Annotated in this window: 9 protein-coding genes and 3 tRNA genes; 10 read left to right on the forward strand and 2 right to left on the reverse strand. The window is 72.8% G+C overall.

Annotated features, from left to right (window positions below):
• Positions 1-339 precede the first annotated feature (339 nt).
• From ACWEMJ_RS24230 to ACWEMJ_RS24250, 5 genes are all read left to right on the forward strand, one after another.
• A complete protein-coding gene (locus tag ACWEMJ_RS24230) occupies positions 340-681 on the forward strand; it encodes a metallopeptidase family protein (protein WP_452139220.1) in 342 nt (113 codons plus the stop codon).
• Positions 682-810: 129 nt separating this feature from the next.
• Positions 811-883: transfer RNA gene (locus ACWEMJ_RS24235), tRNA-Glu, on the forward strand.
• Between the two features lie 42 nt (positions 884-925).
• Positions 926-999: transfer RNA gene (locus ACWEMJ_RS24240), tRNA-Asp, on the forward strand.
• 27 nt (positions 1000-1026) lie between these two features.
• Positions 1027-1100, forward strand: a tRNA-Phe gene (locus ACWEMJ_RS24245).
• 118 nt (positions 1101-1218) lie between these two features.
• Positions 1219-1764 carry a Uma2 family endonuclease gene (locus ACWEMJ_RS24250; RefSeq protein ID WP_452139211.1) on the forward strand — a complete coding sequence of 182 codons (546 nt, stop codon included), beginning with the start codon at positions 1219-1221 and terminating at the stop codon, positions 1762-1764.
• A gap of 31 nt (positions 1765-1795) precedes the next feature.
• Here ACWEMJ_RS24250 and ACWEMJ_RS24255 read toward each other — a convergent pair whose 3' ends face one another.
• On the reverse strand, positions 1796-2380 hold the full coding sequence (locus ACWEMJ_RS24255; RefSeq protein ID WP_452139212.1) for a TetR family transcriptional regulator: 585 nt from the start codon (positions 2378-2380) through the stop codon (positions 1796-1798).
• Between the two features lie 114 nt (positions 2381-2494).
• Here ACWEMJ_RS24255 and ACWEMJ_RS24260 point away from each other — a divergent pair, with 114 nt between their 5' ends.
• A complete protein-coding gene (locus ACWEMJ_RS24260) occupies positions 2495-2794 on the forward strand; it encodes a hypothetical protein (protein ID WP_452139213.1) in 300 nt (99 codons plus the stop codon).
• Here ACWEMJ_RS24260 and ACWEMJ_RS24265 read toward each other — a convergent pair whose 3' ends face one another.
• Positions 2795-3823, reverse strand: a complete 1029-nt coding sequence (locus ACWEMJ_RS24265; RefSeq protein ID WP_452139214.1) for a glycosyltransferase family 2 protein — start codon at positions 3821-3823, stop codon at positions 2795-2797.
• A gap of 396 nt (positions 3824-4219) precedes the next feature.
• Between ACWEMJ_RS24265 and ACWEMJ_RS24270 the strand changes: the two genes are divergently transcribed.
• From ACWEMJ_RS24270 to ACWEMJ_RS24285, 4 genes are read left to right on the forward strand one after another with little or no spacing between them, the layout of a single operon-like run.
• Positions 4220-4657 (forward strand): helix-turn-helix domain-containing protein, encoded by a 438-nt coding sequence (locus tag ACWEMJ_RS24270; RefSeq protein ID WP_452139215.1) that lies wholly within the window; start codon positions 4220-4222, stop codon positions 4655-4657.
• Positions 4654-5229 (forward strand): hypothetical protein, encoded by a 576-nt coding sequence (locus ACWEMJ_RS24275; protein ID WP_452139216.1) that lies wholly within the window; start codon positions 4654-4656, stop codon positions 5227-5229. Before ACWEMJ_RS24270 ends, ACWEMJ_RS24275 begins: the two co-directional genes overlap by 4 nt.
• Positions 5222-6454, forward strand: a complete 1233-nt coding sequence (locus tag ACWEMJ_RS24280; RefSeq protein WP_452139217.1) for an MAB_1171c family putative transporter — start codon at positions 5222-5224, stop codon at positions 6452-6454. The genes ACWEMJ_RS24275 and ACWEMJ_RS24280 overlap by 8 nt, the downstream gene beginning before the upstream one ends.
• A complete protein-coding gene (locus ACWEMJ_RS24285) occupies positions 6451-7140 on the forward strand; it encodes an oxygenase MpaB family protein (RefSeq protein ID WP_452139218.1) in 690 nt (229 codons plus the stop codon). Before ACWEMJ_RS24280 ends, ACWEMJ_RS24285 begins: the two co-directional genes overlap by 4 nt.
• The last annotated feature ends 273 nt before the right edge of the window (positions 7141-7413 follow it).

The raw sequence follows: 7413 nt of genomic DNA on the forward strand, positions 1-7413 counted from the left end.
TCAACGTGGTCGCCGTGCCCGCGCCGGTCGGCTTCACCCCGCCCGACCCCGCGGGCGGCTGCGCACCCACCGACATGCAGCCGCTCAGTCCGAACACGGCGATCGCCGCCATTGCCGCCCCCGCCGCCACCCGTCGCCGCGCCGAACCGACCGCCATCACCGAGCCACCTCCCGCACGACCCGACCGGGCCGCCAACCGTTCTCGGGTGCCCAACGCGCATCCGCCCCACCGGGACACGGGCAACCGCCGACCAGCAGCCGCACACCCCGCCCGGGGGGCGCACCGGCGCGGACGCTCTGGCGTCCCGTCAACGGACCTCCGACAATGGGCGGGTGGAAATGACCAGGGACGAGTTCGAAACGCTGGTGTCCGACGCACTGGACCAGATCCCGCCGAAGCTGGCCGCGATGATGGACAACGTGGCGGTCTTCGTCGAGGACGAGCCCGACCCCGCCACCCCCGAACTCCTCGGCCTCTACGAGGGCATCCCCCTCACCGAGCGCGGCGAGTGGTACGCCGGCGTCCTCCCCGACCGGATCCTCATCTACATGGGCCCCACCCTCCGCCACTGCGACACCCGCGACCAGGCCGTCGAGGAAGTCCGCATCACCGTCATCCACGAGGTCGCCCACCACTTCGGCTTCGACGACGACGAACTCCACGACCTCGGCTGGTCCTGACCGCCCCGGAACCGCCCCCACCAGCCCCTCCGCACCACCCGCCGGAAACCGTTTTGGCTTTCCAGCCCGGCATCCCATATGCTTCTCGACGTCCCCGAACGCCGGAGAATCCGGCCGGAAGGGCCGCAAGCCCTCATCGTCTAGTGGCCCAGGACGCCGCCCTTTCAAGGCGGTAGCACGGGTTCGAATCCCGTTGGGGGTACGCAGTACCGTAGTAAGGTCCTGTGCGGAGTAATCCGCATGAGGTCCCGTGGAGCAGTTGGTTAGCTCGCCACCCTGTCAAGGTGGAGGTCGCGGGTTCAAGTCCCGTCGGGATCGCTCGTCTCGCAAGAGACGGTGCAGTACGGCCAGGTAGCTCAGTTGGTACGAGCGTCCGCCTGAAAAGCGGAAGGTCGCCGGTTCGACCCCGGCCCTGGCCACAGCAGAAAGCCCCCGAGCGCATCGCGCTCGGGGGCTTTTTCGTGTCGCTCCACCCCGCCGGGCCCTGGTCCGCCCGACTACGCTGGGGCTGGTCGACCCACCCGAAAGGGCACTCGCATGAATCCCGAGCACTTCGCGCTCCTCGAGGAGGCCCGCAGGAGCCTGCCGGGCGGGTTCAAGGTCGAACTGTCCGGCGACACCATCGTCATGAGGGTCAGCCCCTCGGGCATCCACCAGCGGAATCTCCTGGTGGTGCGCCGCCAGTTCGACGCGCACGCCCCGGCGGGGCTGCTGCCCAGTGAGAACACCGACCTCGTCTCGCCGAACGTCGGCAAGAGCCGCAATCCCGACCTGACGTACCTGCCGGACGACGCGCTGACCACCAGTGACAACCAGGTGCCCGCCGAGCTCGCCGCGATCGCCGTCGAGCTGGTGTCACCGTCCAACCCGGAGAACGACTGGGTGGGGAAGGTGCGGGACTACCCCCTGATGAAGATCCCGCTCCACCTCGTGATCGACGCGAGGGAGAAGACGGTCGCACTCTTCAGCCGCCCCGACTTCACGAAGTACCGCCGGCGGGAGGACATCGCGTTCGGCGAGACCATCCACATCCCGGAGCCGTTCGACTTCGAGCTGATCACGACCGACCTGCTCCCCTACTGAGCACAGGAGCAGGACCGGCACGATCCGGGCGTCAGGCGTCGGTGGGGATCGGGAGGGCGCCGGCGAGGGCCTGGCGGGCGAACTCGACGACGTGGGCGCGGAGGTCGGGCTGGGTGGCGCCGAGGACGACGCGGGTCATCTGGGGGACGGCGGTGGGCCAGGAGGCGAGGCCGATCAGGCTCAGCAGGCAGGCGGCGACGTGGGGGGACGCCTCGGCGCCGAAGGTCGCGGCGAGGGCGGCGACCTTCTGTTCGTAGTGGGTGGCGCGCCGGGCCTCGTTGGGCAGGGCGTCGTGGCGGTAGTGCAGGCCCTCCCAGAGGCAGAGCCGGACCAGGGCGGGGTTGGCCCGGTGGAAGTCGTAGACCCGCCCCACGTACTCGGCGGGGTCGTCGCCGGCCTGCAGCGGGACGGCTTCGGCGAGTTCGTCCAGGGCGGCGGCGACCACTTCGTCGAAGAGCTTCTGCTTGCTGCCGAAGCAGCCGTAGATGCGCTCCTTGTTCACGCCGGCCAGTTCCGCGATCCGGTCCACGCGGCCGCCCGCGATGCCGTGTGCGGCGAATTCCTCGCGGGCGGCGACGAGCAGCCGTTGCCTGGTGGACGTCGGATCCTGAGTCATGCGCTCAGCGTAGAGCGGCAGGGGGCCACCTGCCAACCATCCGGTTGGTTGACGACCAACCAGTTGGTTGGCTACCGTCTCAGTTCGCGCCCCACCCCCGCCGAGGAGACCCCCATGGCCGAGACCGCCACCGCCCCAGCCCCCACCACCATCGCCCCCGCCCCCGTCGCGGCCGCGACGCCGCACCCCCACCCGCCGCTCCCGTCCGTGCACGTCCGCGCGCTGATCACCTGGCTCGCCGTCTTCCCGTCGATCACCGTCGTCCAGCTGCTGCTCGGCCCGTCGCTGGGCAGCCTGCCGGTGCCGGTGCGGGTGCTGGCGATCACCGTGCTGGTGGTTCCCGCCGTGGTCTACCTGTTCGTCCCGGGGCTGCTGAAGGCCCGGATGGCGCTGCTGCGGCGACGCGCCCGCTGATCAGCGCCGCAGCGCCTTGCGGGTGTTGCGGACGCGGAGGTGGGCGCGCTGCACGCCGGACAGCGTGTGCAGGTGCCCGGTGACGGTCAGGCGGTACTTGAGGCGCAGGAACGCCGGGAGCGCCGCGAGGTGTTCGGGGCCGATCGCGCTGAGCAGCCGGGTGATGTGCCGGTGGTAGGCGTGGCGGTAGTCGCGGTCGCCGTCGGGGAGGGTCCAGAAGAACATCGGGATCTCCTCGACCAGGGTGTTGTGGTCGTAGGCCCGCAGGTGGTCGCGGTAGACGGGCTCGGGGCGGTCGAGGAGCCAGCCGCGGACGAGTTCGATGGAGCGGACCCGGTCGGCGAGGCCGCGCGGGTCGGTGCGGCGCTGGGTGATGGAGCGGTCGCCGTCCTCGCGGATGCGCCAGTGGTAGACGGGTTCGGAGAGCACGTCGACGCTGCCGGCCAGGAAGTGGTGCGGGACGCTGACAGGGGCGTCCTCGTAGAGCATGCCTTCGGGGTATTCGAGGCCGGCCGCGGTGTAGAAGCTGCGGCGGTAGACCTTGTTCCAGGCGGTGCGGTCGGTGACGAGCGCGGGCAGTTCGCCGATGTGGGTGCGCAGCCTGGTCCGGGCGAACGGGCGGCGGTGCACGTGGGAGGGTTCGAGTCCGGTGGAGCGCAGCCGCAGCGCGTTGCCGGTGGCGAAGTCGGAGCCGGTCTCGTCGAGGGTGCTGATCATCAGCTGGTAGGCGTGCGGCGGCAGGGTGTCGTCGCTGTCGACGAAGGCGAGGTACTCGGTGCCGGGCGTGAGGTGGCGCACGCCGGTGTTGCGGGCGGCGCCGAGGCCCCGGTTGGGCTGGCCGACCACTCGGAAGCGCGGGTCGCGGGCGGCGTACTGCTCGGCGATGGCGGCGCTGGTGTCGGTGGAGCCGTCGTCGACCAGGACGCATTCGTAGTCGGTGAAGCTCTGGGCGGCGATCGAGTCCAGGCATTCGGCGAGGTACCGCTCGACGTTGTACACCGGGACGACGACGGAGAGTCGGGGGGCCATCGGCTGCGCGGCCTTTCGGGCGGGGCGCGCCCGGGTGATGCTGGCGGACGGGCGCCTGGCGAGGTCGCAGGGAGCGTATCGGCGGCGAACGGCCGTGTCGGCAACGGAAGATGACGCGCAGGCAGCGGAGCGGGAACATCCGGTTCTGGGCAGCGGGGAACAGGCTGCCGAACGAGCGCCGCTGCCCACCCCCGTGGGGCAACGGCGCCCGAGCATCAGGGTGCCGATCCTGCCGATCCGGACCACGCTGTGTCAACTATCGTGGAGTGGAGAGTGACGGCGCGGCGCGCGCAGTGCCAGGTCCGCACGGTTTGGGCACCGATCCATCAACGATCGTGCAGAGCCGGCCGACCGAAGGGATACGCCCGGGGGTACAGACCATCTATGATCCGCCTCATGCCCACGGACTCATCCCGCGCCGAAGCACCGGACTTCGCCAGCCACTTCCGGCGCCTGATAGCGGTGATCTACCCGAAGGATCTCGGCCGGCCCTGGCGGGACTCGGAGATCGCCGAAGGCACCGGTCTGAGCGGCACGTACATCGGCAACCTGCGCAAGGGCACCCAGAAGCCAAGCCTGGAGAACGCCGTCCGGATCGCCAAGTTCTTCGGCGTCCCGCTGGACTACTTCTCGGACTCGGAGACCGCCAGCGCCGTCGAGCGCGACCTGCGCCGGATCGAGGCGCTGCGCGACGCCCGGGTGGAGCGGATCGCCATGCGGGCGGCCGGCCTGCCGCCGGAGATGCAGGACGCCGCACTCACTATTGTGGAGCAGTTGCGGCGGGCGGTCGGCCTGCCCACCGGCCAGTCGGACGAGGCCGGACCGGTGACGTGACGCAGCGTCAGCAGGTGCCGCTGGGACACTGGCGGCTGCCGGAGGGGGTCGACGTGCGGGGTGTCGGGAGCGGGCTCGGGCGGACCCGCCGCCGGATGCGGGCGGTGGCGCGCGACCTGCGCCTGCCGCCGCTGAGCGGCGTGGAGGAGCTGTGCGGCGCGGTCTCCGCACACCTGGACCGGCCGATCCGGATCGCCCCGCGCCGGATGCGGGTCGGCGAGCCGTCGGGCTTCGTGGAGCGGCTGTCGGCGGAGGACGTGATCCACGTCGAGGAGGAGACCTCGGGCCTGCACCGGGCGCACATCGTCTGCCACGAGCTGGCGCACCTGCTGTGCGGCCACCTGAGCAAGCCGCCGTCGCCGGACGAGGACCCGTCGCTGGTCGAACTGCCCACCATCGACCCGGAGATGCTCCGCCTGGTGCTCGGCCGCTCGCACTACGACGACGCGGCCGAGGAGGAGGCGGAGGTGCTGGGCGCCGAGCTGATGCGCCTGCTGGTGCTCGCCCCCGGTGCCGGAACCACCTCGCAGCTGGCCCCCGCATTGGAGCACCGCAAGGGACAGCATGTCTGAACTGCCCTACAACTTCGCCTACTTGGGCATCGGCACGGTGGCCTGGGTGGTGGCGGGGCTGAAGCTGCGGGCCTGGCGGCGCGACCCGTCCTTCGGGCTGCTGGTGGTGGCCCTGGCGGTCGCCTCGCCGTCCACCGCCTTCCTGCTGGCGTCCCCGCTGGTGTACCGGGCGATCGGGCGGCTCACCGGCGTCGGCAACCTGGCCACCCTGCTGGTCTACCTGGGCATCGTCGGCTTCTCGGCGGCCGCGGTGGTCCTCGCGCTGGTCTGGTCGCCGCCGGAGCAGCGCGAGGGCGACCAGGTGTGGGCGCCGCTGGACGACCGGCTGCGGCGGCGGGTGCGGCGGCGCACGGCGGTGTTCGCCGTGCTGGTGCCGGTGCTGGTGGCGCTGTTCCTGGCGGGCGGCCCGTACCGGCCGGAGACGCCGCTGACCTTCGACACCACCTTCGCGCCACGCGCCGCCACCGCCCTGTTCCTGGCGCTCTACCAGGGCCTGTTCGCCTACGCGCTGGTGGACATCGGCCGGGTCTGCCTGGGCCACGCCGCCCGCCTCCCGGCCGGCTGGCTGCGCCGCGGCATCCGGCTGCTGGCGGCGGGCGCGCTGACGGCCTGCGGCTACGTGGTGTGCAAGCTCGCCGCGATCGCCCTCGCGTACGCCGGGGTGGGGGGCGTGGAGTGGCTGAGCACGGCGCTCGGCCCGTTCTTCGCGGCGCTCGGCGCGGTCGGCATCACGCTGGGCTTCGCGGGCCCGGCCGGCGCGGCCTGGAACCGCCGCCGCCGCGACTTCCGCGCGCTGCGCCCGCTGTGGGACCTGGTCTACCGGGCCGACCGCCGGCTCGCCCTGGAGGGCCCGCCGTCGCCGGCTTGGCGCGAGCGCGCCGCACTGCGCGACCTGGAGTGGCGCACCACCCGCCGCGGCCTGGAGATCCGCGACGGGCAGCTGACGCTCCGCCCGTGGATCGACCCGGCGGCGGTCCGCGGCGCCGAACGCTTCGCCGCGCAGGCCGAGTTGGTCCCCGACGAGCGGGACGCGCTGGTGGTCGCGGCCGCGCTGCGCTCCGCGGTCGGGGCGCTGGCGGCCGGGGCGGTGCCGCGCCCGCGCGAGGAGCAGCCGGTGCTGCCGGGCCTGGACGCCGAACCCGCCGAGGAGCGCGCCCACCTGGTGCTGGTCGCCGGCTACCTGCAATCCCCGCTGCTGGAGCGGGCGTTGGCCGAGACGTCATGACGCCCGTCCCACCGCGGGACGCGTTCGCCGCCCTGGTCCTGCACCGCGCCCCGCAGCGGGCCCGGGTCGGCCTGACGCTCGGCTTCGTGCGCACCTTCGCCGTCCCGGAGATCGCCGAAGTGCTGTACGGCACCGGCAGGTTGACGTCCGCGCCGAAGGCCAGGGCGAAGGCGACGGGCGCGATGATGTTCGCGCTGATCGGCCACGGGGTGGACAGCGCACCGGGCCGGGAGATCGTCGCCGAGCTCGCCGCGATGCACCGACTGCCGGGCGTGGACGCCGAGTTGATGCGCTACGTGCTGGCCTGCTTCACCGCCTGCCCGGTGGAGTTCACCGCCCGCCACGGCGGCGTGACCCCCGCCGAACGCACCGCCGCGTTCGCCTTCCAGGCCGACCTGGCCGCCGCCCTGCACCTCCCGCCACTCCCCGGCCCCGACCTGAACGCCGTCACCGCCTGGATGCGCGACTTCGAAGCCGCCCGGTTCGCCCCCAGCCCCGCCGGCCAGGCCCTCTGGCAGGCCGTCTCCCCCCTCTTCGCCGCCCGCCTCCCCGCGCCCCTCACCCGCTACGCCCCCGCCTTCGCCACCGCCCTCCTCGACACCCCCCTCCGCGACGCCTTCGCCCTCCCCCGCCCCCCATGGCCCCTCCGCACGGCAGCCACCCTCGCCTTCCGCCTCACCCGCTGACGCAGGCCCACACAGCGACTCGACGGCCCCACCCGCCCCCGTGGCCACCACCCTCCGCCTGCCTCACCGCGCCCGCCTCAAGACCGCCGACGCCCCAAGCCCATGGAACGCCCCAGCCCGCCCCACGGACCACCCACGCACCGCCACCTTCCGCCCGCCCCTCAACCCACCCGCAAGGCCGCAAGGCCGCAAGGCCGCAAGGCCGCAAGGCCGCAAGGCCGCAAGGCCGCAAGGCCGCAAGGCCGCAAGGCCGCAAGGCCGCAAGGCCGCAAG

This window comes from Kitasatospora sp. NPDC004531, from assembly GCF_053602195.1.